Below are 21135 nucleotides of genomic sequence, written 5' to 3'. Positions count from 1 at the left end.
GCCCAACAGGCGTTATCCCGTTCCCTACGGCATTCGTTCATTACCCGGCTTGTGAACGCAACGTAGCGTTCGCCCTAGTTCGAATCGAGGGCCGCGGCCACCATCCGCGCAATCGCCGCCGTCGCAGTGGAATTCGGATGGAACGGGGTGGTCGCGGCGGCGGGCACCAGGGGCTCGATCCAGCGCGCGCCCACCGGTTGGCACATGTCGTGCCCGGGCACCCCGAAGACGTCGACGCCGATCGCGCCGACGCGGCGCGCCTCCTCGAGTTGAATGGCCGCCAGGCGGCCGACCGTCGCCCGCAGATACGGCACATCACCGCGCGCGAAAGGCGCTGCGGGATAACAGTTCCCCCATTCCGGGAGCGGGCTGGCGTAGTCGATGACCACGATCCGCGCGTGCGGGGCGCGGTCACGCAGTTCGCGCAGCACCGCCGCGATACGCGGGCGGATCTCGTTCTCCAATCGGTCCGCGAGCCGGTCCACGCCGTCGGCGGTGTAGAAGCGCTGGCAGGGATTGCCGTCCGGATCGGTGACGGCGAGCACGCCGCACGGGCCGAGCGTGGCGGGCAGATTCAGGTCGTTGCCGCCGATGCTGAGGGTGACCAGATCCGTGTCCGGGATCAGGGCGTCGAACTGCGCCGGATTCACCCCGAGACCGACCGCTTGCGGGACGGTCATGTTCGCGGTGGTGGCGTCACCACAGCTCATATCCACGAATTCGGCCGGATGCAGTTCGGCGGCAAGGAAATTCGCCACGTTCTTCCGGGATCGGAAACAGCCGGGCGTGCCGTATTGATCGAGCAGATCACCGACCGCGGCATACGAATCACCCAGCGCCACATACCGCCCCACGGCGGGTGCGGCGTGTGCGTGGCCAGGTAGGGCGGTCATGGCGAGGAGGGCCAGTACGGTCGACAGTTTTCGCATCGCGTCCCCTGAGGAGCCGAGGTTCGGAACCCGACTAGCTAATCATGTCCGCTTAAATATCGAAGCGTGTTCGATTAACCTGCAGGTCGGCAACCGAAAGATCCGCCAGCACGGTGAAATCCATGATGTCCGCACCGGCCAGGAACACCGGCTGGGTGGTGTGCGCCCCGCGCACGCTCACCTCGCCGCGCGGGCCGCCGTAGCTCACCCGCGCCGCACCCCGTTCGATGAGGCGCACGTCCAGGCTGCGGGCCGCCTCGGCCAGGGACGCGAACAACAGCAAACCCTCGTAACAGGATTCGCCGATATTGTTCAGCGCCGGGGCCAACTGGCCGAAGCGGGCGGTGTAGCGACTGCCGAACGCCATGCCCTCGTTCGACACCAGGCTCTCGAAATAGCCGCAGGCCGTGAACAATCCGCGGGCGCTGTCGGGGCCGCCCGCCAAGAGGACATCCTCGCCGATCATCATGCTCAGCCGCAGACGGCCGTCGTCCAGCCCGGCCGCCGCGAACGCCCGATTGAAGGCCGCGCAGTCCGCGCCGACCATGAAGACCAGCACCCCCTGCGCGGGCGAGCGGCGGATCAGATCCAGGGCCGGGCCGAAATCGCGCCCGCCCAGCGGCACGAAGACCTCACCGACCACGTCGATATCCGTCCGTGCCGCGAATTCCGCGGTGGCCCTGGCGGTTTCGCGCGGCCAGACGTAGTCGTTGCCGACCACGCACCAGCGCCGCACACCCAGCTCCGAGCGAAACCAGCGCAGGGCGGGGAACAGCTGCTGATCGGGGGTCTCGCCCACCATGTAGACGCCGTCGGCGTCCTCGCCGCCCTCGTAGAAGGTGGTGTAGATGTAGGGCACCCGCCCGGCGGTGTGCGGGGTGATCACCTTGCGGGCGTTGGACAGATGCCAGCCCACCACCCCGTCGATCATGCCGAGGCTGATCATGCGGTCGATCTGCGCGGACAGCACCGGCAGCGGGGCCCCGGCGTCCACGGTGTGCAGCCGGACCGGGCGGCCGAGAATGCCGCCCATGGCATTGATGTCCTCGACGGCCAGCGTCGCGCACGCCTCACACGACGGACCGAAGATGCCCGCGGGTCCGCTCGACGGCACCACCAGGGCCAAGTCCACCGTGGACCGGCGGGACCGGAAGGGTCGTGGCGTCACCATCATCACCACCGTCGGTTCCGGCCGCGCCCACCGGTACAGCGCGGTACATGTGAAGGGGCAGGATAGTACCGTTCCGAGGCGAATTCGACCCGGCCCTATAGTGACCACGGTGAACAGTCCTGACGCGCGCGAGCTGATTCTGCTCGCCGGTGAGCGCACCATCGCCGAACGCGGGCCGGATGTGGCCCTGCGCGATATCGCGGTGGCGGCGGGACAGCGCAACAACTCCGCGGTGCACTACCACTTCGGCTCCCGCGACGGTCTCATCACCGCGATCCTGGAACGGCATCAGCCCGCCCTGGAGAATCGGCGCACCGAACTGCTGGCCGACCACGAGGCCTCGGGCGCGCCCGACAGCGTGGCCGCGCTGGTGACGATTCTGGTGCGGCCCATGTTCGACGTGCCCTATGCCGAGGGGTCCACCCACTACGCCCGATTCCTGGAGCAGGCGCGCTCGCATCCGGCGGTGAGCGGGCCCGATCTGCACGAGAAGCGCTGGCACGCAACGCGAGTCATCGTGGCGCGGCTGTACCGGGCGATGCCCGAGCTCACCCCGGCGCTGCGCCGGTATCGGCTGCTGGCCATGAGCACCGTCATGTTCGCCCTGCTCGCCGACTACGAGCGACAGGAGCTGAGCACCGCCGCGGAGCGAAACGACGTGCAGGACAACATTATCGCCATGATCGTGGGCCTGCTGACCGAGCCGGTCGCGCGTCAGGGCGCGGCGGTGCGGGCATTGGGGTCGAAGCCACCCGGGATCTCGTAGACCACACCGGTGAAGGTGATGCCGAACAGCCGGCCGGCCGAGAAGCCTTGGCCGCCACGGCCGTACTGCACCTCACTGGTCAGCTGCGGCCCGAAGCCCAGCACGCAGTACTGCCCCGGGGCGTCGATGCGCACCACCTGGCCGGACGGGTTGAACGGAACCACCGGGCGCTCCACCGAATCCAGGGTCAGGCCGTCGGGTGCGGAGAAGAACTCACCGCCGGACAGATCCAGCAGCGACTGCGGGGCCCAGGGGGCATTGGTGGGAATCCGGCTCACGCCCGGATTCACGAAGGTGCGCGAGACGTACAGGAACGAGTCGTCCTGGTTCAGCACCGCGCCATTGGCGCTGGGAAAGTTCGCCCAGTCCGGCTGGACCACGCCGTTCGGGTAGACCCGGCCCACCAGGGAGCCGAAATCGTTGGTGGCGTAGACGGTTCCGTCGTGGGCCACGTCCATGCCGTCGGCCGCGGAGAGCCCGGCCGCGAAGGGCGCGACCGCGCCGGTGTCCGGATCGACGGTCACGATCCCGGCCGAGCGAATGGAGTCGCCGACCAGGGCCCGCGCGTCCGCGCCGTAGCCGACCAGCAGGCGGCCGTCCGGCAGCCAGGCCAGTGCGCCCGCGCCACCGCTGGGTACGCGCGCGATGGGGATCGCGGGCGCGCCGGGTGCGTCGATGCGGAAGACCTGACCGCTCACCAGATCCGTGACGAAGGCCCGTCCGGCGGGGTCCACGGTCAGGCCCTCGAGGGCCGCGCCCGGGACCGAGGCGACCACGACGGTCGGCTGGCCCGCGCCGGGACAGACCGGTGCGGCCGAGGCGGGGGTGGCGGTGAATATCGAGAGCGCGGCGAAGGTCAGCGTCGCGAACGCGACCGCCGCCGATTTCCTGGTCCCCGCCGATTTCCTGGTCCCCATGGCGCACCTCGCGATTTCGGCTCGATGATTCTGGCTATCGTATGACGTTTTCGGGGCTTGACGGGTTCAATGGTGGCCGTGCCCGGATATTCACGCCGTTTCGGTCGGCATTTCCGTCGGGTGGCGGCCTGCCTCACCCTTACCGCCAGTTGGGCAGTTGTCCACATTTCGCTAGCGTACGCCGATCCTGTTGTGGCACAACAACTTCCGGTGACAGTACCGAGCATTCAACGCTGGACACCCGATACCGGGACGAGCGGATTCGCCCTCGGCACGGAATCCCGCATTGTCGCCGACGGCGATTCGAGTGAGGCCGCGCAACTGTTGGCCGCGGATCTGACGCGCGCCGGAAAACCCATTTCCACGGCCGACACCGGTGATCGCCCCGGCGATATCGTGCTGCGCCGGGGTGAAACCGCGACACCGGTCGCGGAGTCCTATCACATCGCGATCACCGATCGGCTCACGATCACCGCCGACAGCCCGGCGGGTCTGGTGCACGGCACCCAGACCGCGCTGCAGTGGTTGCGCCAGAGTGCCGCCCTACCCGGCGGCACCGTCGAGGACTGGCCCGACTACGCCGAACGCGGACTCATGCTCGACACCGGTCGCGAGTTCTTTCCGGTCGACTGGGTGAAGGCGCGCATCCGCGATGCCGCCTACCTGCGCATGAACATGCTGCAGCTGCACCTGTCGGATACCCAGGGCTTCCGGCTGGCGAGCACCACCCACCCCGAGATCACCTCACCCGAGCACTACAGCGCCGCGGACCTGCGCGAGATCCTCGACTACGCCCGGTCCTACGGCATCGAGATCGTGCCCGAGATCGATATGCCCAGCCATATGAACGCGATCCTGGCCGGGCATCCGGAACTGGTGTTGCGCCCGGCGCGCACCACCGCGCAGGACGCGGCGAGCGACAATACGATCGCCGGTGGCGTCGGCGGCAAGATCGATCTCACCAATCCCGCTGCCTACCAACTGATCGGCGACATCCTGCGCGAGTTCGTGCCCCTGTTCCCGGGCCGCTACTGGCATCAGGGCTGCGACGAGTACGTCTCCGACTACACCCGGTATCCGCAGTTGAGCGACTACGCCACGCGGACCTTCGGCCCCGGGGCGACACCGGGCGACGTCCTCGTCGGGTTCGCCAACTGGGCCGCCGATATCGTCGAATCCTTCGGCAAGACCCCGCGCGCCTGGAACGACGGCTTCGACCACGCGGGCACGCTGTCACCGAAACCCGAACTGGTGGTGCAATATTGGTCCTCCAGCGCCGGTGGACTGCCGTGGTTTCCCGGTGGTCGCACCCCGGACGAGTACACCCGGGCCGGACATCCCATTCTCAATGCCGCCTTCACGCCCACGTATTTCGCGACCGGCGGTGCGGCGGCGGCCCTGAACGCACCGCCCGAACTGCTGTGGGTCTGGGACCCCAGGGTCTTCGTCAACGGGCAGCGGCTGCCCGAATCCGATCGCTCCCTGCTGCGCGGCTCCATGGTGTTCGTCTGGTGCGATGACCCGACGGCCCTGTCGCCCGAGCAGATCGTCACGCCGTTGCGGGCCCGCTTGCCGATCATGGCCCAGCATTTGTGGACCGGCACCGGTGGCGTCTCGTACGCGGAATTCGTCGCTCGCCTGGCCCAGGCCTCCTGGCCCTGACGGGTTTCCGATCAGAAGCGCCGGGCTCCGGTCACCGGCATATTGTTCAGCGGCGAGATCGTCACGCCCGAGCCGTAGTCGCTGGCGTGAATGATCTTCCCGTCGCCGAGGTACATGGCCGAATGGCCGCCGCCGTAGTACGAGACCAGATCGCCCGGCTGCAGATCGTCCAGGGGCACCGGGGTTCCGGCGGCCAGTTGCGAATAGCTGGTGCGCGGCAACTCGACTCCGGCCTCGCGATAGGACCACTGCACGAAGCCCGAGCAGTCGAACGAGTCCGGTCCATTGCCGCCCGCGCGGTAGTACGCGCCGAGCTTGCTGCGGGCCGCGTCGAGCGCGCGCTGTCCGGTCGTCCGCTTGGGCATGGCCGCGGGCATCGGCGCGGGCACGGCCGACGCGTCGGTCACGCCCGGAATGCCGACCAGCGGGGGCAGCGCCGCCGGGACCGAGAAGCTGCCGAGCCCGGCGATCACCACCGAGCGGGCCTCCGGCGCGGGGGCCGGGGTCGCGGGACGCAGGGGCTCCGGCGAAAGGGATTGCACCGGAATCGAATCCTGAGTCGAGTCGGCCGGGGCGATGGCGACCCGTTCCGGGATCGCGACCATGCGCGAGGCGTCCGCCTCACCCACACCCGGAATCCGGTCATCCGCCTCGGGATTCGTCACGGGACGGAAATCCCCGGCTTCCCCAGCCGTGGATTCCTGTGCCGGAACCGGAATTCCGAGTTGGGTGGCGATCTCGTTCGGGATCTGGATCTCACCGATCCCGGGGACCGTCACCGGCGCCGCATGCGCCTCGCCCGCCGTGAACAGCAGGGCGGCTCCGATGGCCGCCGCGCCGAGGACTCCTGTCACCAGGGCCCGCAGGCTCAGCCGCGGTAGAACACGAACCTTCTGTCTATCACCGATCGATTCCATGAGCGGTCGTCCTCCGATCAAGCCGTGAAAGCTATTCGGTTTCCGTCCATCACACGCGAAGTTCGGTACTGCCAGCAGATCCGAAATTGCATATTTCGCCCGAAGTGCATGGTGTGCAACGAATGACATGCGTGTTATTCATTACGAAACGGTAACCATTGACGGCTGTGTCCAATTGGACACAGCCGATTTCGCTCGAATTCCACGACTTTCGCGCGAGCCCTCACGGGCGCGGACGCCCGCGCGTGTGAGACTGATTCACGGAAAAACCTGCCCTCCCCATCATCAGGAGGATGATCGATGACCGAATCCGGTGTGCTACCGAATCTTCCCGAACCGCTCGTGGTGACGCTGGGGAATCTCAAAGGCGGCGTGGGAAAAACGACCTCCGCCTTCTTCCTGGCCTCGTATTTCACCACCGTGCACAACCTTCGAGTACTCGTGATCGATGCCGACCCGCTCAGCCAGACCGGGTACTCCTGGTATCGACGCCTGCAGAAGGCCGAGGTCGAGATTCCCTTCGAACTGCTCGCCTTCCCGTCCCGGCACGTGAACGACTGCATCACCGACAATTCCGGGAATTACGACGTGATCATCGTCGACGCGGGCGGTGAATCCGCCGATATCTTCAAGGCCGCGGTCCCGGTGAGCGACGAACTCATTCTCGTCACCAGCGTGAGCCCGTCGGAAGTCAAGCGCGTGCCGAGTACCTATCGGGCCGCGGAAGAGGCGGCCGCGGAAAAGGATCGCGCCATTCGCGTGCGGGTGTTGATGACGAAGGTTCCGGTCACCATGAAGAACGGCGTCAATGTCTCCACCGAATACCGCACCCAGCGCGGCAATCTGGAGGACGCCGGATACGACGTGTTCGACGCCTATGTGAGCGCGTGGAAGTGGTACCGCGAGGCCGCGGACGGCGAGGTCGGCGACGGGGCCGAGAATCCCATCGAGGATCTCGGCGAATATCACGCGGTCGGCGAGGAATTGATCCGCCCCTATATCGAAGCCGCCGAGCTGGCCCGTATTCCGGCGGAGGTGTCCGCCTGATGCCACCGCAGCGCCGCAAGAGTTCCATCGGTGGCGGCGGCCTGGGCCGCAACCCGCTCTCCGACGAGGCCGAGCACACTCCCCCGGTGTCACCGCTGCGCGACGCCAAATGGCCGCGCACGCCGCAACTCTCGAAGGCCGCGACCGCGGTCCTCATGTCGCCGAAACCGGTGGCGGTCGCGGAGCCGCCGGAGCAGGACGAGGCACCGGCGCGGCCGCGGGTGAAAGCCGTTCCGGTCGAGCCGGTTCCGGTGCCGCCCGAACCCGCCGCACCCGAACCGGTCACCTCGGTGCTCGATCTGCCGCTGCCCACCACCGGTGGCGAGGGGCCGCTGAGCCGCTCGGAGGCCGATCAGCTCGAGGTCTGCGAATCCTCCATCGATGCCCTGCGGATCGCCTTCTGGACCGCCGGGCGGGCATTGCAGATCGTGCGCGACGGACGGCTCTACCGCGCCGACCACGCCACCTTCGACGAGTACGTGGAGAAGCGGTGGGACATGCAGCGGTCCTACGCGCACAAGCTGATTCGGGCCTGGCCGCTGGCGGCGCGACTGCATCCGGTCGCGCCCGCCATCAACGAGGGACAGATCCGGGAGCTGCTGCCGGTGGCCGCGGCCCACGGCGAGGAGGCGGCGGTCACCGTGTACACCACGCTGGCCGCCGATGTGAAGGTCACCGCGGGCAAGCTGCGCGAGGCCGTCGCGGTGCTGCCCGCGGACTACGACGAGCGCGAGGTCGTGCAGCGCCTGCAGGCGTGGCTGCGCGGCGATCTGGTCGAGGAGCAGTCGCACACCCCGGATGTGTTCAGCTCGGTCGAGACGCGGCTGGCCGCACTCACCCAGAAGGTGGTGAAGGGCTCCACCGATCATCCGGTCGCGGCCCGTGAATTCGCCGCCAAGCTCCGCACTCTCGCCGAACTCATCGAACGGCAGCTTCCCGGCTGAGTCGGAGCGGCTCGACAGCGGAAAAGGAGAGGGGCCCCGATTCGCATCGGGGCCCCTCTCCTTTCGTGTCTCCTACTCGCCGACCGCCCGGCGTTCGCGAGCGCCGGTGGCACGCTGGCGGGTCGCGCGGGCCTCGGCCGCGTCGAACAGTTCCAGATGCTCGAAGAGCGGATCCTCGTCGTCGGGCTCCACCAGCACCGCGCGGCGCAACTGGGTGCGGGTCTGTTCGCGGTCCGGGCGCTGGCGTTCGCGAGCGGGAGCCGCCGCCTCGGCCTCGTCGGTACGCCTCCGTACCGTCCGGGCGGCCCGGCGGCGGCGAATATCCGCCTCGATCCGCACCTGCCTGCGTAGGTAGGCCAGATAGGCGACCAGAGCCGTGCCGGACACCGCGCACAGCCACCACAGCGCCGGGGAGATGGCGAAACCGGCGGCGGCCAGGATCAGGGTGGCCAGCACCAGACCCAGGCTCGCGCGCTGACGGAAGGTGTAGCGGGCCGCGCGGGCGGCGGCGTCGGCCTCCGGGTCGAAACCGCCGCGGCCGCGGCGGGACGGCACGAAATCCTCGTCCTCGGAATCGGTTTCGGGCTCCGGTTCGGGGTCGGGTGCGCGCAGGGCGGGGAGGCTGGCGCGCCGGGGAGCCTCGGTCTTCGGCGCGGCTGGTTCGGTCTTCGCGGCGATCGGCTCGTCTTCGGCCGCGATCGGCTCGGGCTCCTCCTCGATCTCCTCGGGCTCGGATTCGTGCTCGGCGGTGACGGTTTCGGATTCCGACTCGGATTCCACTGTCTCGGAATCGGATTCGGTGCTGTCCGGCGTCTCGCCGGCCCCCTCTGCCGAATCCCCCTCGGACTCGTGCGCTTCGGCGCTTACCTGGGCTTCGTCACTGAACCCCTCGGTCTCGACGTCCTTCTCGTCCGATGCGGCGGGGCTATCGTCCGATCTGGTCATCCGATCCTCCGGATCCTCGCTCGGGTGCTGAAGCTTCCTACGAACCGGCACGTAGTCCGGGTCGGTCTCGTGTCCGGTCGCCGGACCTTTCCTGGTGCGTCGCTTGGCGCCACCACGATGCAACACCCGCGTGGACAGGGCGGCGTCCGTGTGCTGGCGGATTCGGGGATGACGGTTGGCGAGCATCGGGAACAGGACGAACACCCACAGCACCACCAAACCGATCCACAAGATCGAATTCGGCATTGCCGTCACACCTCCGTCCAGCCCAGATCGTTGTCCTTTCGACGTGCCCCGCAGCACCTACCCGTTGGTAGGCGGACGCACCACCGACGTCCGTAGGTTAAGTCCACCGCAGGGATATTCCCCCAAGGCGCGCCGACCACACCCGCAACACTAGTCACACGATTTCGGACAGGAAACCGCGCTTGTACAGTGCACAGCGAGTTATCAGGCTTTCGCGGCGCGTCCCGCGCGAATCAGCCTGTCCACCACGGTTCCCGAGACCTCTTCGACGGTCATCCCCACCAGCAGATGGTCCCGCCAGGCCCCGTCCACATCCAGGTAACGCTGCAGCAAACCTTCCTCCCGGAAGCCGACATTGCGCAGAACCGCCTGGCTGGCAAGGTTTTCCGGGCGCACGGTGGCCTCCACGCGATGCAGGCCCACCTCCCCGAAGCAGTGATCCAGTCCCAGCGCCAGCGCCGCGGTCGCCACGCCCTGCCCGCTCAGCTCGCTCGACACCCAGTAGCCGATCCACGCCGAACGCAGTGCCCCACGCACGATATTGCCCACCGTGAGCTGACCGCTGAACGCGCCGTCCACCTCGATGACGAACGGAATCATGGCCCCGCGCCGCGCCTCGGCCTTGAGCGAGGACCACAGCGCGGGCCAGTTGCTGGAGTGATTGCGGGCCTCCCACGGGCCGCGCCCGGTCGGCTCCCACTTCTCCAGATAGTCCTTGTCGCGAATGCGAATCCGGCTCCACGCCGACGCGTCGCGCAGCCGGATCGGCCGCAGGGTCACGGTGCCCGCCGCCACCCGCACCGGACCCAGATGCGCCGGCCACCCCGGGTGCTGCGCACTCCGGAAGACGTTCATGTCCACGCCTACCCTCGCTGGGCCAGAAAGGCGACCCGCACCTCGTCGCCGGTGCGCACCTCGGTGACGTCGGGATCGATCACGATCAGGCTGTTGGCCTCGGCCATGGTGGCCAGCAGATGCGAGGACGCCCCGTTCGGGCCGCCCAGCGGCTGCACCAGATAGTCGCCGGTCTGCTCGTCGCGCATGAGCTGGGCGCGCAGATAGCCGCGGCGGCCCGGAATGGAGGCGATGGGCAGGATGGTGCGCGCCCGCACCACCCGGCGCATGGGGTGGCGGCGGCCCAGCGCGATGCGGATCAGCGGCCGCACCATGACCTCGAAAACCACCAGCGCGCCAACCGGATTCGAGGGCAGCAGGAAGGTCGGCACCTCGTCGCGGCCCAGCAGGCCGAAGCCCTGCACCGACCCGGGGTGCATGGCCACCCGGGTGATTTCCAGGTCGCCCAGGCCCTCGAGGGCCTCGCGCACCTGCTCGGAGGCCCAGCCGCCGACCGCGCCCGCGATCACGACCACCTCCGAGCGCACCAGCTGGCCCTCCACCACATCGCGCAGCCGCTTCGGGTCGGAGCTGACGATGCCGACCCGGTTCACGTCCGCGCCCGCGTCGCGCGCGGCGGCGGCCAGCGAATAGGAGTTCACGTCGTAGACCTGGCCCGGTCCGGGGGTGCGGTCGATATCGACCAGCTCGCCGCCCACCGACAGCACCGACAGCCGGGGGCGCGGATGCACGAGCACCTTGTCCTTGCCGACCGCGGCCAGCAGGCCCACCTGGGCCGGGCCGATGATGGTGCCCGCGCGCACGGCCAGATCGCCGGGCTGTACGTCGTCGCCGATGCGGCGCACGTAATCGCCCGAACGCACCGCCTCGTAGACCTTCACCCGGGCCCGGCCGCCGTCGGTGTTCTCCAGCGGCAGCACGGCATCGGCGAGGGTGGGCAGCGGCGCGCCGGTGTCCACCCGCACGGTCTGGCGGGGCTGCAGGCGAATGGGCTGGCGCGAACCGGCGGCCACCTCGCCCACCACGGGCAGGCTCAGGTCCACCGAATTGCCATCCTCGTCGCGGATGTTCGCGCCCGCGCCCGCCACATCCACACTGCGGACGGCGTATCCGTCGATGGCGGCCTGATCGAAGCCCGGCAGCGGTCGTTCGGTCACCACGTCTTCGGCGCACAGCAGTCCCTGGGCCTCGCTGATCGCGACCCGCACCGGCCGCGGCGCGACAGCCGCGGCGGTCACCTTGATCTGCTGATCCTCAACCGAGCGCATGCCGCCCTTCCGTATGTCTCGCCCACCGATGTCTATCCGTACGAGGTCTATTCGTACGAGGTCAGCTGTGGGTTCCAGCCCGGCCCGAGCCGCTGCTCGAGCCACTCGCGCAGGGCGGGGCCGTATTCCTCGCGTTCCAAAGCGAAATCGACCGCAGCACGAAGATAACCGCCCGGGTTGCCCAGATCGTGGCGCGACCCACGATGCACCACCACGTGCACCGGATGGCCCTCCGCGATGAGCAGCGCGATGGCGTCGGTCAGCTGCAGTTCGCCGCCCGCGCCCGGCGTGATGCGGCGCAGCGCGTCGAAGATGGCGCGGTCCAACAGGTATCGGCCCGCGGCGGTGAAGGTGGACGGCGCCTCCTCGACGGCGGGCTTCTCGACCATGCCGTTGACCTTGAGCACGTCCTTGGGTCCGTCGGGCAGCTCCTCGACGTCGAACACGCCGTAGGCGCTGACCTGGTCCTTGGGCACGTCGATGGCGCACAGCACCGAACCGCCGTGGGTGGAGCGCACCTTGGCCATCAGCTCCAGCACGCCCGAGGGCAGCACCAGATCGTCGGGCAGCAGCACCGCGATGGCGGTCTCGTCGTCGTCGAGCGCCGATTCCGCCTGTGCCACCGCATGACCCAGGCCCAGCGGCTCCTCCTGCACCACCGAGGTGACGTCCAGCAGCGCCGGGGCCTTGCGCACCTTCTCCAGCAGATGGAACTTGCCGCGCTCGGCGAGGGTGCTCTCCAACACCAGATCCTCGACGAAATGCGCGACCACACCGTCTTTTCCGGGGGAGGTCACGATCACCAGCCGATTGGCGCCGGACTCCGCGGCCTCGGCGGCGACCAATTCGATGCCCGGGGTGTCGACCACCGGTAGCAGCTCCTTGGGCACCGTCTTGGTCGCGGGCAGGAACCTCGTGCCGAGCCCCGCCGCGGGAACCACCGCGGTGCGGAAGCAAGCCTCGGTTCCGCCGCCATTAGCTGTCATGGAATTCACCCTATCCATCCGTCATCTGCCCCCGAGGTGGCTCGGAGGCCGCCCTCGATATCCCCGAGAGCCTAAGGGTCCGGAGCCGCGAGGGCGCACCGAACGCCGGACCGAGGGCCAACTGGGAGACCGACCTGTTCATTTCATTTCGTGTTCGCCGCGCCGTGACCTCCGTCGTACCCAGCGCTAGTTAGCTGACACCCATGACCGACCGTGAGGATCCCCACAGCCCCGAATCCAGCGCGGATTCCGCCACGCCCGCCCCCAACTCGCCCGACCCGGCGGCGGTGAGCTCCCCGGACCCGGCACGCGGGCTCAGCCGCCGCCGGTTGTTCGGTGCGTCGGCGATGGCCGGACTGGCCGGGCTCGCGGTGGGCGCGGGCGGTGCGGTGGCGCTGCGCGGCAATGGCTCCTCGGGTGCGGCCTGGCCGCGCTCGGCCGAATTGGTGACCAGTCCGGATCGCGCTGCCGCGCCGCGGGTTTCGGGCCTGCACCTGCAGTTCGGGGCCGACGCCGGGCGCGAGGTCGTGGTCAGCTGGCACACCACCGGCTCGGTGACCAAGCCCACCGTGCGCTACGGCACCGCCGATTCCGGCTTCGGCAAGAGCGTCCAGGCCGAGACCCGCACCTACCGGGATGCCAAGTCCGGCATCGAGATTCAGGCCCACCACGCCCGCATCACCGGCCTGTCCCCCGACACCGACTACGTCTACGCCGCAGGACACGACGGCGCGCCGCCCGAACTCGGCACCATTCGCACCGCACCGGTCGGCCGCGCCAAGTTCCGGTTCACCAGCTTCGGCGACCAGGGCACCCCGACCGTGGGCAAGATCGTCGACGGCAAGGCCCTCAACGACAATCTGGGCTCCCAGTACGCGGGCGACGTCACCTCCGCGGTGGAATCGCTGGCCCCGCTGTTCAATCTGGTCAACGGCGATCTCTGCTACGCCAATATCGCCACCGACCGCATTCGCACCTGGAACGACTGGTGGGCCAACAACTCCCGCTCGGCCCGCTACCGGCCGTGGATGCCCGCGCCCGGCAATCACGAGAACGAGGCGGGCAACGGGCCCATCGGATACCAGGCGTTCCAGACCTACTTCACGGTGCCCGACGCCGGGGCCGAGGACCACGCCAAGGGGCTGTGGTACTCGTTCACCGTCGGCGGGGTGCGGGTGATCGCGGTCGCCAATGACGACATCTGCCTGCAGGACGGCGGCAACACCTACGTCAAGGGGTACTCCGGCGGGGCCCAGAAGCGCTGGCTGGAAGGCGAACTGGCCAAGGCGCGGGCGGACCGGGGCATCGACTGGGTGGTGGTGTTCATGCACCAGGTCGCCATCTCCTCGGCCGACAAGTTCAATGGCGCGGACCTCGGCATCCGCCAGGACTGGCTGCCGCTGTTCGACAAGTACCAGGTCGATCTGGTGCTCTGCGGGCACGAACACCATTACGAGCGTTCGCATCCCGTGCGCGGGGTGACCGGATCGGAGACCCTCACCCCCAAGCCCGTCGACACCCGCAAGGACGTCGTGGACACCTCCAAGGGCACCGTGCACCTGGTGATCGGCGGCGGCGGGACCTCCGCGCCGTCGAATCAGCTCTTCTTCCCGGGCGACAAGTGCCGGGTCATCACCGCCGTCGGCGAGCTGGACCCGGCGACCGGCAAGAAGGCCCCGGTGTACGTCCTCGAGGACGCGCCCTGGTCGGCGTTCAAGGACGCCGAACACCCTTACGGCTTCTGCTCTTTCGACGTGGATCCCGGCCAGCCGGGCGGCAACACCACCATCACCGGCACCTATTACGCGCTCACCGGACCGACCAGCGAGCTGAAGGCCGTCGACACCTTCACCCTCACCCGCCCGCGTTCGGACCGCTGACACCGCTCCCTATCGTGGGAGCGTGACGGTCGGCGAGCGAGACAAACAGAGCTGGCGGGCGGAGATCCTCGCGGCGCGCAAGGCGCTGACGGCGGAGGTCCGGGAGCGGGAGGCGGCGGCGCTGGCCGCGGGCGTCGCCGCGCTCGGGGTGGACGGCTGGGTCTGCGCCTACGTGCCGGTGGGTGGCGAGCCGGGCTCGCTCGCCATGCTGGACGCGCTGCGCGCGGCGGGTGCGCGCGTGCTGCTGCCGCTCACCGGCGAGCCGGGTCCCCTGGCGTGGGCCGAGTACACCGGACCGGAGGGTTTGCGACGCGGCCGCTTCGGGCTGCGGGAACCCGAGGGCCCGCCGGTCGCGAATGGGATCGCAATGGCCGCCACCATTCTCGTTCCGGCATTGGCGGTCGATGAGCGGGGAGTCCGATTGGGCCGCGGCGCGGGTTATTACGATCGCAGTTTGAGTGCGTGCCGCGCCGATGCGCGATTGGTCGCGGTGGTGCGCGACGATGAACTCGTGGCGCGTTTGCCGGAGGAGCCCCACGACCATCGAATGGGATGGGTACTGACCCCGTTCGGCGGGCTGCGACGGCTGGAAGATCACATCGGGAATTGACACCCGATTGGCAGCGTTGGCACTGCCAGCTGTAGAGTGCTAATTCGACGAAGAGCGTGGAGGTTTCCCGATGCCTACTTACTCGTATGCATGCACCGAGTGCGACAACAAGTTCGACATCGTGCAGTCCTTCTCCGATGACGCACTGACCGTCTGCGATCAGTGCAACGGCAAGCTGCGCAAGCTGTTCAACTCGGTCGGCATCGTCTTCAAGGGCAGCGGGTTCTACCGCACCGACTCCCGCAACGGCTCCACCTCCTCCGAGCCCGCCAAGCCCGCGTCCACCGGCTCGGACAACGGCTCGTCGAGCTCATCGAGCGCTGCCACCTCGACCGCGTCGAGCACTCCCAGCACCACCTCGGCGGCCTGACACCCGCCCGCCGACGAGGCGAAATTCCACACCCTCTCAGTTATCCACAGCCCGGGCTCCCGCCCGGGCGTGTTGCTTTCCGGGCGGCCGTACGCTGCCCGCATGACGCGACCGTTCCGAGCAGCCCTGCAGGAGTTCCGTAGCCGCCTCGCGTGGGCGGACACGGTGCTATTGCGGCGGGCCGGGGCGGTCGCGCTGCTCGTGCTGGCGCTGTTGCTGGCCGTCCGCGCCGATCCGAGCGCCGGGCACACCGAGGTGCTGGTGGCCGCGCACGATCTCGCCCCCGGCCAGGTGCTGGGCGATGGCGATCTGCGGCCCGCCGCGCGCGAGACCGCCACCCTGCCCGCCGGCACGGTCCGGGACGCCACGAAGCTGCGCGGGGCCACGCTGGCGGGCGCGCTGGCGGCCGGGGAGATCCTCACCGACCTGCGGGTGCTGGGTCCGCGGCTGGCGGCCGTGGCGGCGCACGCAACCGATGCGCGCATCGTCCCGATTCGGTTGGCGGACAATGCCGTTGCCGAGATTCTGCGGGCCGGGGACCGGGTCGACGTGGTGGCGGGCGAGGATTCGGGCGGAAACGGCCGTCCGGCCCGGCTGTTGGCCGCCGACGCGGCCGTGGTGCTGGTCTCGGGTGCAGAGAACGCGCGCGGGCGCACCGACCGCGTGGTGCTGGTGGCGCTGGATTCCCGGCGCGCCACCGCGGTGGCCGCCGCCTCGCTACGCAGCGCGCTGACGGTCGTCTTCCACTGACCCGGCACCGCGTTGCGCGGAACCTGCTGCGCTGCGTTGCACGGAACCGACGGCACCGCGTTGCACGGAACTGACGGGTCGGTGAACTAGCATCGCCGTATTCCCCACCAACTCTGCGTTCGATCCCTCAGGTAGAGGAGTTTCGGCAATGCTCAAGGGTTTCAAGGATTTTCTGCTCCGCGGCAATGTCGTGGACCTGGCCGTGGCCGTGGTCATGGGCACCGCGTTCGTCGCCATTGTCACCGCCTTCAGCGACGGCATCATCACCCCGCTGCTGGCGGTGTTCGGCAAGCACGACGCGCACGGCCTGGGCTTCCAATTGGTGGCCGACAAGCCCGCCACCTTCGTGGCCGTCGGGCCGATCATCACCGCGGCGCTGAATTTCGTGATCATCGCGGCGCTGCTGTACTTCCTCATCGTGATCCCGGCCAACAAGGCCAAGGCGCGGTTCACCAATCCGGAGGACGCGGCCCTGTCGGACAATGAACTGCTGCACCAGATTCGGGACCTGCTGGCCGAACGCAGCGCGGGCGGCAAGCACGAGATCTGAAGGGCCGGAACGCAAACGGGCCCGGTGCGAAAAGCACCGGGCCCGTTGGACTCAACCGCGAATCAGATCAGCCGAGGCTGAAGGGCTGGCCCCACAGGGTGACCCAGCTGATCACGTTGTCGGTCTCGACCTCGACGCTCACGAAGGAGCGCGCCTGCGCGTAGCCCGCGCAGCCGTTCAGGCCGATGGTCTCGTCGGACCAGGTGACCGAGCCGCTGTTGCCGGTGAACTTGTTGCGGGTCTTGTGGACTTCCTTGCCGAAGTCGTCGGCCATTTCCTCGTCGAGGACGTAGAAGGACTTGGCCTGACCCGGGCCCAGCGTCAGGTTGGCGCCGGTGCCGCCGCTGGCGGACGGGGTGGCGTTACCCGAGTTGTCCCAGCTGACACCGCCACTGGCATTGCCGGAGACGTTGCCGCCGTCGATGGTGACCTGGCAGCCGACCACGTAGCCCGGGAAGATCTTGCCGCCGGTGGCGGAGGTGTCACCGGAGATCGAGACCTGCGCCGAACCCGAGACCCAGGCGTTGCGGTGCACGGGGGTGGCACCCATCGACGGGCTGATGTTGGCGGACTCTCCGACCAGCTTCACCGTGACAACGGTTCCGTCGGAAAGGGTTTGGGTGATTTCGCCGCCCGGCAGCGGCACGAAGGTGTCGGCATTGGCCGCACCGGTGGAGAACAGGCCAAGAGCGGCGGTTGCGACGGCACCGACACCGGCTGCCCGCGCCACGGTCTTACGGATGTTCATTTCTGATTGTCCCTCAGGGTTTGATTTCGCTTACGCGAGAAAGGATTTGGCGGGCGGAGACCACTCAGCCGATGCTGAACGGCTGACCGTAGAGCGTGGTCTTGGAGTAGTCGTTGCCGATGATCTCGACAACCGTGTACGCACGCGCCTGGGCATAGCCCGCGCAACCCTGGATCTGGATCTCGGCGTCCCGGTACTCGACCGAGTAGGTGCCCGCCTTCGGGACATCCTTCGAGTCGATCTGGACGAACGCGACCTGGCCGGGGCCGAGGTTGACGCCGATGGAGCCACCGACGCCCGCGCTGTTCAGGCTGACGCTGCCGGAGATACCGGCCGAGATCGCGTCCTCGCCGATGGAGATCTGGCAGCCGACGATGTAGCCGGTGTTGATCTGCGAAATCCCGTGCGTGGACGAGTTGTTCGTGCCGGCGCCACCGGCGGGGCCGTTGTTCGGGCCCGCGGTGCCTTCGGGCGTATCGGTGATCACCGCGGAGGCGGAGCCGCTCACCCACACCACACGGCCGGCACCGTTGGCAGCGAGCGACGGCGACACGATGGCGTGTTCGCCCGTACGGGTGATCGTGACGGTACCCGCCGGGTTCACCTTCTGGCCGTCCGGCAACGGCACGAAGGTGTCGGCATTAGCGGCACCAGTGGACATAAGGCCGATGGCCACGGCCGCGGCCGCGCCGATGCCCGCAAAACGGGCCGCGGTGCGCAGACCGTGGGTGCGGTTCTCGCTCATACTTCCCCTCATCAGGTTCTTGCGGTCAACCTCGACCACCGAGGTTGAAATGGGACCCTTGCGGAATCCCCAGTGGAGTTTGCCGCCACATTGTTGCCACCGTGTTACTGCTTTCAAAGTGCATTTGTGTAGCGACGCAGGGCACTTTACATCACCGCTGTGAGCTTTGAGACGTGAGCGAACGAGATCGCCTACCACTCCGCACAAACCCGCAGGTATGTCGAGAATGCTATGAATAGCAAAAGGGGCCCGGTGCGAATCGCACCGGGCCCCTTCGATATCCGCTGAGCGGAAACTGGATCAGCCGAGACTGAAGGGCTGACCCCACAGCGTGTAGGAGGAGATGACGTTGTCGGTCTCGACCTGGACCGCCACGAACGAGCGGGCCTGGGCGTAGCCGGCGCAGCCGTTCAGGTTGATGGTCTCGTCCGACCAGGTCACCGAACCCGAGTCACCCTTGAACTTGTTGCGCACGTAGTGCGCCTCGCTGCCGTAGTCGTCCGCCGCTTCCTGATCGAGCAGGTAGAAGGCCTTGGACTGGCCCGGGCCCAGGGTCAGGTTGCCGCCGACATTGGCCGCGGCACTCGGGCTCGAGCCGTCGTAGTTGGCGCCCACGCTCGGGCCGCCGTTGGCGCCGCCACCGGCGATGTTGACCTGGCAGCCCACCACGTAACCGGGCACGATCTTGCCGCCGACGCCGCCGGACACGTGCACCTGCGCGGAGCCGGAGACCCAGGCGTTGCGGTGCAGCGGGGTGGCGCCCATGGACGGGTTGATGTTGGCCGACTCGCCGGTCATGGTGATGGTCACGACGGTGCCGTCGTCCATGGTCTCGGTGATGGAACCGCCGGGCAGCGGCACGAAGGTGTCGGCGTTGGCCGCGCCGGTCGAGAACAGGCCCAGGGCGGCGGTGGCGACAGCGCCGATCCCGGCGGCCCGCGCCATGGTCTTGCGAACGTTCATGATTTTCCCTCTAGGGTCGAATTCGCTTACGCGAGAGATGAATCGAGTGGTGACCACACGTCAGCCGAGGCTGAACGGCTGCCCGTAGAGGGTGGTCTTCGAGTAGTTGTCGCCGATGATCTCGACCACGGTGTAGGCGCGCGCCTGGGCGTAGCCCGCGCAGCCCTGCACGTCGACCGGCACATCCCGGTAATCGATGGAGTAGGTGCCGGACTTCGGAATGTCCTTGGAGTTGACCTGGACGAAGGTCACCTGGCCGGGGCCGAGGTTCAGACCGATGGAGCCACCGGCATTGGCGCCGGTCAGGCTCACGCCGCCGGAGACGCCCGCGGAAACGGCGGAATCGGAGATGTTGACCTGGCAGCCGATGATGTAACCGGTGTTGATCTGCGAGGTGCCGTGGGTCGAGGAGTTGTTCGAACCGGGGCCGTTCTTCGGGCCGTTGTTCGGGCCGACGGTGCCGTCCGGGGTGTCCACGGTGGCGACGACCTTGCCCGAGAGCCAGGCGGTGCGGCCCGCGCCGTTCGCCGACAGCGACGGCGAGATGACGGCGTGCTCGCCGAGACGGTCGATGGTGACGCCCGGTCCGGCCTTGTGGCCGTCCGGCAGCGGCACGAAGGTGTCGGCGTTGGCCGCGCCGGTGGACATCAGGCCCAAGGCCACGGAAGCCGCCGCGCCCACACCCGCAATACGGGCGGCGCGACGCAAACCGGCAGTCCGGTTCTCGCTCATGTTTCCCTCATCAGTTTTTCTGCGGACAACCCCGACCACCGGGGCTGAAGCGGTCACTACGGCACGGCAGTTCCACCCTCGAGCAACGTTCAAGCACGCTTCTCAAACTTGGTGGAGCCGTAGTTTTGTTGACCCGATGGAGACCTTAACCACAGCAGCTACTCAATGGCAACAAATTCGTAAACATGGCGTCGCGAACCACAAGCGTGTAAGTAGCAATTCTCTAGCGAATACCAATGTCAGTGCGCGAATAGGCATGCGGCAGCGCCGACATATAGTCGGTGAGGAATGTGTCGAGAAGGCCTCAGCCGTGGTGCGGCGGGACCTGGGAGCGCAGCCAATCATCGGAGGATCGGCCGGATTCGGGTTCGGGAGTGCGCTCGTCCTTGGTCGTGGACGGCAGCTCGTCACCGAAGACGCGGGCGAGGCGGGCTCGCTCGGCGGGGGTCAAACGACGAGACCCCGCCCGGCGCTGCGCCGGACGGGGTTTCTCCGCGGAACCTGTCGGTTCGGCGGGATCAGAACTTTCGGCGTCGGTCATTCCGACAGACCGGACAACTCATCGATCACTCGGCTGGCCAGCGGGCCCAGGGTGGCCATGCCGTCGCGGATCGCGGCGCGCGAACCCGGCAGGTTCACCACCAGCGTGCTGCCCGAGACCCCGGCCAGACCGCGCGAGAGGCCCGCGTCCAGCGAACCCGAGGCCAGACCGGAGGAACGCAGCGCCTCGGAAATGCCGGGCAGCACCCGGTCCAGCACCTCCTCGGTGGCCTCCGGGGTCACATCGCGCGGCGACATTCCGGTGCCGCCGACCGAGATGACCAGGTCGACGCCGCCGATCACGGCGGTATTGAGCGCATTACGGATCTCCACCTCGTCGGCGGCCACCGACACCGAGGCGTCCACCAGGAATCCGGCCTCGGTGAGTAGTTCGGTGACCAGCGGACCCAGCGAGTCCACCCCGCCGTGGGCGGTTCGGTCGTCGACGACCACGACAAGAGCACGGCCCGCCACTGCGGAATCGATTTCCATGGTGCTCACCGTAGCGTCCTTGTCCGACAACAGCTCCCATCCCCCGTCCGCTGTGACACGGATCGTCGGTACCGCTTCGCGGTCGGTACGCGAGTGTGTACT

Annotated in this window: 23 protein-coding genes; 9 read left to right on the top strand and 14 right to left on the bottom strand. The window is 68.2% G+C overall.

The window, feature by feature from the left end; genetic code table 11:
• Positions 1–74: 74 nt before the first annotated feature.
• Together VMT65_RS02055 and VMT65_RS02050 are read right to left on the bottom strand one after the other, a co-directional pair.
• Entirely contained in the window at positions 75–929 is an 855-nt protein-coding gene (locus VMT65_RS02055; RefSeq protein WP_326306185.1) for an SGNH/GDSL hydrolase family protein, read from the bottom strand.
• Positions 930–981: 52 nt separating this feature from the next.
• On the bottom strand, positions 982–2100 hold the full coding sequence (locus VMT65_RS02050; RefSeq protein WP_326306184.1) for a substrate-binding domain-containing protein: 1119 nt from the start codon (positions 2098–2100) through the stop codon (positions 982–984).
• A gap of 109 nt (positions 2101–2209) precedes the next feature.
• Here VMT65_RS02050 and VMT65_RS02045 point away from each other — a divergent pair, with 109 nt between their 5' ends.
• Entirely contained in the window at positions 2210–2866 is a 657-nt protein-coding gene (locus VMT65_RS02045) for a TetR family transcriptional regulator (protein ID WP_326306183.1), read from the top strand.
• Here the strand turns inward: VMT65_RS02045 and VMT65_RS02040 are convergent.
• Positions 2815–3783: an SMP-30/gluconolactonase/LRE family protein gene (locus tag VMT65_RS02040; RefSeq protein WP_326306182.1), complete on the bottom strand. Its 969-nt coding sequence runs from the start codon at positions 3781–3783 to the stop codon at positions 2815–2817. The two genes, VMT65_RS02045 and VMT65_RS02040, sit on opposite strands and share 52 nt — an antisense overlap.
• Positions 3784–3993: 210 nt before the next feature.
• Here VMT65_RS02040 and VMT65_RS02035 point away from each other — a divergent pair, with 210 nt between their 5' ends.
• Positions 3994–5445 carry a beta-N-acetylhexosaminidase gene (locus VMT65_RS02035; protein ID WP_326306181.1) on the top strand — a complete coding sequence of 484 codons (1452 nt, stop codon included), beginning with the start codon at positions 3994–3996 and terminating at the stop codon, positions 5443–5445.
• 11 nt (positions 5446–5456) lie between these two features.
• Here VMT65_RS02035 and VMT65_RS02030 read toward each other — a convergent pair whose 3' ends face one another.
• Positions 5457–6362: a C40 family peptidase gene (locus tag VMT65_RS02030; RefSeq protein WP_326306180.1), complete on the bottom strand. Its 906-nt coding sequence runs from the start codon at positions 6360–6362 to the stop codon at positions 5457–5459.
• A gap of 300 nt (positions 6363–6662) precedes the next feature.
• On the opposite strand from VMT65_RS02030, the gene VMT65_RS02025 reads away from it, so the two are divergent.
• Positions 6663–7409, top strand: a complete 747-nt coding sequence (locus VMT65_RS02025) for a ParA family protein (protein ID WP_326306179.1) — start codon at positions 6663–6665, stop codon at positions 7407–7409.
• Positions 7409–8353, top strand: coding sequence for a hypothetical protein (locus VMT65_RS02020; protein WP_326306178.1), 945 nt, complete (start codon positions 7409–7411; stop codon positions 8351–8353). Before VMT65_RS02025 ends, VMT65_RS02020 begins: the two co-directional genes overlap by 1 nt.
• Positions 8354–8425: 72 nt before the next feature.
• On the opposite strand, the gene sepX is transcribed toward VMT65_RS02020, so the two are convergent.
• From sepX to VMT65_RS02000, 4 genes are all read right to left on the bottom strand, one after another.
• The gene (gene sepX / locus VMT65_RS02015) at positions 8426–9544 is read right to left on the bottom strand and encodes a divisome protein SepX/GlpR (protein ID WP_326306177.1); all 1119 of its coding nucleotides are present in this window, start codon (positions 9542–9544) and stop codon (positions 8426–8428) included.
• 204 nt (positions 9545–9748) lie between these two features.
• The gene (locus tag VMT65_RS02010) at positions 9749–10399 is read right to left on the bottom strand and encodes a GNAT family N-acetyltransferase (protein ID WP_326306176.1); all 651 of its coding nucleotides are present in this window, start codon (positions 10397–10399) and stop codon (positions 9749–9751) included.
• Positions 10400–10407: 8 nt separating this feature from the next.
• Positions 10408–11667: a molybdotransferase-like divisome protein Glp gene (gene glp, locus VMT65_RS02005; RefSeq protein WP_326306175.1), complete on the bottom strand. Its 1260-nt coding sequence runs from the start codon at positions 11665–11667 to the stop codon at positions 10408–10410.
• Positions 11668–11714: 47 nt separating this feature from the next.
• Positions 11715–12653 (bottom strand): UTP--glucose-1-phosphate uridylyltransferase, encoded by a 939-nt coding sequence (locus tag VMT65_RS02000; RefSeq protein ID WP_326306174.1) that lies wholly within the window; start codon positions 12651–12653, stop codon positions 11715–11717.
• A gap of 347 nt (positions 12654–13000) precedes the next feature.
• Here VMT65_RS02000 and VMT65_RS01995 point away from each other — a divergent pair, with 347 nt between their 5' ends.
• From VMT65_RS01995 to mscL, 5 genes are all read left to right on the top strand, one after another.
• Positions 13001–14533: a purple acid phosphatase family protein gene (locus VMT65_RS01995; protein WP_326307409.1), complete on the top strand. Its 1533-nt coding sequence runs from the start codon at positions 13001–13003 to the stop codon at positions 14531–14533.
• A gap of 22 nt (positions 14534–14555) precedes the next feature.
• Entirely contained in the window at positions 14556–15143 is a 588-nt protein-coding gene (locus tag VMT65_RS01990; protein WP_326306173.1) for a 5-formyltetrahydrofolate cyclo-ligase, read from the top strand.
• A gap of 70 nt (positions 15144–15213) precedes the next feature.
• Positions 15214–15513, top strand: a complete 300-nt coding sequence (locus VMT65_RS01985) for an FmdB family zinc ribbon protein (protein ID WP_326306172.1) — start codon at positions 15214–15216, stop codon at positions 15511–15513.
• A 102-nt stretch (positions 15514–15615) separates the two neighbouring features.
• On the top strand, positions 15616–16263 hold the full coding sequence (locus tag VMT65_RS01980; RefSeq protein ID WP_326306171.1) for an SAF domain-containing protein: 648 nt from the start codon (positions 15616–15618) through the stop codon (positions 16261–16263).
• Positions 16264–16411: 148 nt separating this feature from the next.
• On the top strand, positions 16412–16813 hold the full coding sequence (mscL, locus tag VMT65_RS01975; RefSeq protein ID WP_326306170.1) for a large conductance mechanosensitive channel protein MscL: 402 nt from the start codon (positions 16412–16414) through the stop codon (positions 16811–16813).
• A 67-nt stretch (positions 16814–16880) separates the two neighbouring features.
• Here the strand turns inward: mscL and VMT65_RS01970 are convergent, their stop codons facing one another.
• From VMT65_RS01970 to VMT65_RS01945, 6 genes are all read right to left on the bottom strand, one after another.
• A complete protein-coding gene (locus VMT65_RS01970; RefSeq protein WP_326306169.1) occupies positions 16881–17561 on the bottom strand; it encodes an MspA family porin in 681 nt (226 codons plus the stop codon).
• Positions 17562–17625: 64 nt separating this feature from the next.
• Positions 17626–18306, bottom strand: coding sequence for an MspA family porin (locus VMT65_RS01965; protein ID WP_326306168.1), 681 nt, complete (start codon positions 18304–18306; stop codon positions 17626–17628).
• 300 nt (positions 18307–18606) lie between these two features.
• Positions 18607–19269: an MspA family porin gene (locus VMT65_RS01960; protein ID WP_326306167.1), complete on the bottom strand. Its 663-nt coding sequence runs from the start codon at positions 19267–19269 to the stop codon at positions 18607–18609.
• Between the two features lie 60 nt (positions 19270–19329).
• The gene (locus VMT65_RS01955) at positions 19330–20001 is read right to left on the bottom strand and encodes an MspA family porin (RefSeq protein ID WP_326306166.1); all 672 of its coding nucleotides are present in this window, start codon (positions 19999–20001) and stop codon (positions 19330–19332) included.
• A gap of 304 nt (positions 20002–20305) precedes the next feature.
• Positions 20306–20452, bottom strand: a complete 147-nt coding sequence (locus VMT65_RS01950) for a hypothetical protein (protein WP_162836597.1) — start codon at positions 20450–20452, stop codon at positions 20306–20308.
• Between the two features lie 86 nt (positions 20453–20538).
• The gene (locus VMT65_RS01945; RefSeq protein ID WP_326307408.1) at positions 20539–21033 is read right to left on the bottom strand and encodes a MogA/MoaB family molybdenum cofactor biosynthesis protein; all 495 of its coding nucleotides are present in this window, start codon (positions 21031–21033) and stop codon (positions 20539–20541) included.
• Between the last annotated feature and the right edge of the window lie 102 nt (positions 21034–21135).

This window comes from Nocardia sp. CDC153 (genome assembly GCF_035818515.1).
Taxonomy (GTDB): Bacteria; Actinomycetota; Actinomycetes; order Mycobacteriales; family Mycobacteriaceae; genus Nocardia.
This window is presented reverse-complemented; position numbering and strand designations above follow the sequence as displayed.

Bases quoted from the DNA above. Each gene is read 5' to 3' on its own strand.
- VMT65_RS02040 (WP_326306182.1), bottom strand. From the start codon at position 3,783: ATGGGGACCAGGAAATCGGCGGGGACCAGGAAATCGGCGGCGGTCGCG.
- VMT65_RS01960 (WP_326306167.1), bottom strand. From the start codon at position 19,269: ATGAACGTTCGCAAGACCATGGCGCGGGCCGCCGGGATCGGCGCTGTC.
- glp (WP_326306175.1), bottom strand. From the start codon at position 11,667: ATGCGCTCGGTTGAGGATCAGCAGATCAAGGTGACCGCCGCGGCTGTC.
- VMT65_RS02030 (WP_326306180.1), bottom strand. From the start codon at position 6,362: ATGGAATCGATCGGTGATAGACAGAAGGTTCGTGTTCTACCGCGGCTG.
- VMT65_RS01955 (WP_326306166.1), bottom strand. From the start codon at position 20,001: ATGAGCGAGAACCGGACTGCCGGTTTGCGTCGCGCCGCCCGTATTGCG.
- VMT65_RS01965 (WP_326306168.1), bottom strand. From the start codon at position 18,306: ATGAGCGAGAACCGCACCCACGGTCTGCGCACCGCGGCCCGTTTTGCG.
- VMT65_RS02020 (WP_326306178.1), top strand. From the start codon at position 7,409: ATGCCACCGCAGCGCCGCAAGAGTTCCATCGGTGGCGGCGGCCTGGGC.
- mscL (WP_326306170.1), top strand. From the start codon at position 16,412: ATGCTCAAGGGTTTCAAGGATTTTCTGCTCCGCGGCAATGTCGTGGAC.
- VMT65_RS02010 (WP_326306176.1), bottom strand. From the start codon at position 10,399: ATGAACGTCTTCCGGAGTGCGCAGCACCCGGGGTGGCCGGCGCATCTG.
- VMT65_RS01970 (WP_326306169.1), bottom strand. From the start codon at position 17,561: ATGAACATCCGTAAGACCGTGGCGCGGGCAGCCGGTGTCGGTGCCGTC.
- VMT65_RS01945 (WP_326307408.1), bottom strand. From the start codon at position 21,033: ATGGAAATCGATTCCGCAGTGGCGGGCCGTGCTCTTGTCGTGGTCGTC.
- VMT65_RS02025 (WP_326306179.1), top strand. From the start codon at position 6,663: ATGACCGAATCCGGTGTGCTACCGAATCTTCCCGAACCGCTCGTGGTG.
- VMT65_RS01980 (WP_326306171.1), top strand. From the start codon at position 15,616: ATGACGCGACCGTTCCGAGCAGCCCTGCAGGAGTTCCGTAGCCGCCTC.
- VMT65_RS02050 (WP_326306184.1), bottom strand. From the start codon at position 2,100: ATGGTGACGCCACGACCCTTCCGGTCCCGCCGGTCCACGGTGGACTTG.
- sepX (WP_326306177.1), bottom strand. From the start codon at position 9,544: ATGCCGAATTCGATCTTGTGGATCGGTTTGGTGGTGCTGTGGGTGTTC.
- VMT65_RS02000 (WP_326306174.1), bottom strand. From the start codon at position 12,653: ATGACAGCTAATGGCGGCGGAACCGAGGCTTGCTTCCGCACCGCGGTG.
- VMT65_RS02055 (WP_326306185.1), bottom strand. From the start codon at position 929: ATGCGAAAACTGTCGACCGTACTGGCCCTCCTCGCCATGACCGCCCTA.
- VMT65_RS01985 (WP_326306172.1), top strand. From the start codon at position 15,214: ATGCCTACTTACTCGTATGCATGCACCGAGTGCGACAACAAGTTCGAC.
- VMT65_RS01995 (WP_326307409.1), top strand. From the start codon at position 13,001: ATGGCCGGACTGGCCGGGCTCGCGGTGGGCGCGGGCGGTGCGGTGGCG.